Genomic DNA, 1,965 nt, shown 5'->3' on the forward strand with positions numbered 1-1,965 from the left:
ACAAATGGAATTTTTAAATCATAATGAAGATTACCCAAATGGTAATATCTAAGCTCAATTTCTTTGTCTGTTTCTTTAAATGTTTCCTGGAGATTTTTTACTCGTTTCTTAATAAGTTCTTTAATTTGTTCCTCTGATTTAAAAAATGTTCTTAAATACTGGTCCGATAGTATTTCATCATAAAATTTTTTAAAAACGTCTTCTATATGAGGCTCTAATATACTAAAATCCATACGATACCCTGCAAATATGTTTTTAATTATTAATAATAAAACAGGTTTTTACTAATGGTAAAGAGTGTTTATTAATCTAATTGAAATATGAATAACTTGGAATATTATGAAAAAATTAAAAAAGCGGGCTGTCAACCCGCTTTGTAGATTAATTATCCTTGTTTTGCCATAATTTCTTCTGCTTTTCTTTTGGCGTCTTCTATGTCAGCCACCATGTAGAATGCCTGTTCTGGAAGATGATCCCATTTACCTTCAACAACTTCTTTGAATGATCTGATTGTATCTTCTCTTTTTACGTAATCACCGGGTTGTCCTGTGAACTGCTCAGCAACGTGGAATTTCTGAGCAAGGAACCTTTGAAGTCTTCTTGCTCTACCAACCAGTGCCTTGTCTTCCTCAGAAAGTTCTTCCATACCAAGAATTGCGATAATTTCTTGCAGTTCTTTGTATCTTTGGAGAATTCTTTGAACTTCCCTTGCAACGTAGTAATGTTCTTCTCCTACATACTCAGGAGCAAGGGCTTTAGATGTAGACTCTAATGGGTCAATAGCTGGATAAATACCCAGCTCTGCAAGTCTCCTTTGGAGAACAATTGTAGCGTCTAAGTGTGCGAAAATAGATGCTGGCGCTGGGTCTGTAATATCGTCAGCCGGAACATAAACAGCCTGAATAGATGTAATAGAACCATTAACTGTTGAAGCAATTCTTTCCTGAACTTCACCAACGTCAGTTCCCAATGTTGGCTGATAACCAACAGCAGATGGAAGTCTTCCAAGAAGTGTTGAAACTTCAGCACCTGCCTGAACAAATCTGAAGATATTATCTATGAAAATAAGAACGTCTTGCTTTTCAACATCTCTAAAGTATTCAGCCATTGTCAGACCTGTTTGGGCAACTCTAAATCTAACCCCTGGAGGCTCATTCATCTGTCCGTAAACCATAGCTGTATATGGAAGAACTCCAGATTCTTTCATTTCCATCCAAAGGTCATTTCCTTCCCTTGTTCTTTCACCAACACCAACAACAACAGAGTATCCAGAGTGGAACTTAGCTATGTTGTGGATAAGCTCCTGCATAAGAACTGTTTTTCCAACTCCAGCACCACCGAATAGACCAACTTTTCCACCCTTGATGAATGGAACAAGAAGGTCAATAACTTTAATACCTGTTTCAAATATTTCTACTTTTGTTGACTGCTCTTCAAATGATGGTGCAGGTCTGAATATTGGCCATTTTTCCTCAGCCTCAACAGGTCCGGCATCGTCAATTGGTTGTCCAACAACGTTGAATATTCTTCCAAGAACTGCTTTGCCTACCGGTATTTGAAGTGGTCCACCTATACTTTCAACTTCTTGTCCTCTAACAAGACCATCTGTTGGACCATAAGCAATAGTTCTTACCCTTTTTTCTCCAAGGTGCTGTGCAACTTCAAGATAAAGGTCTTCTGTTGTTTCGTTTCCCCTGTCATCAATTGCTATTCTTGTTGTTTTTAATGCCCATCTTATTTCTGGAAGTTCTTCTGTTTCAAATTCAACGTCTACTACAGGTCCTACGACCTGAACAATTTTACCCTTGTTATCTGCCATTCTTTATATCCTCCTATATTTCTTTTTACTGAATTGCATTAGAAGCATTAATAATATCAATAAGTTCTGTAGTAATTGCTTCCTGTCTTGCTTTGTTAAATATAATTGTCCATTTTTTGATTGCTTCTCCGGCATTTCTGGTTGCG

Annotated in this window: 2 protein-coding genes and 1 pseudogene; all 3 read right to left on the reverse strand. The window is 37.1% G+C overall.

Going from position 1 to position 1,965, the window contains the following annotated elements; translation table 11 throughout:
- A pseudogene (locus HG1285_RS03465) lies at window positions 1-233 on the reverse strand (hypothetical protein); the annotation flags it as partial.
- 152 nt (window positions 234-385) lie between these two features.
- Window positions 386-1,819: a F0F1 ATP synthase subunit beta gene (atpD, locus tag HG1285_RS03460; RefSeq protein WP_008288863.1), complete on the reverse strand. Its 1,434-nt coding sequence runs from the start codon at window positions 1,817-1,819 to the stop codon at window positions 386-388.
- Between the two features lie 25 nt (window positions 1,820-1,844).
- Window positions 1,845-1,965, reverse strand: a 121-nt coding sequence (locus HG1285_RS19200; protein ID WP_008288864.1) for a F0F1 ATP synthase subunit gamma, incomplete at its 5' end; no start/stop codon positions are given.

The organism is Hydrogenivirga sp. 128-5-R1-1 (assembly GCF_000171895.1).

Bases quoted from the DNA above. Each gene is read 5' to 3' on its own strand.
- atpD (WP_008288863.1), bottom strand. From the start codon at position 1,819: ATGGCAGATAACAAGGGTAAAATTGTTCAGGTCGTAGGACCTGTAGTA.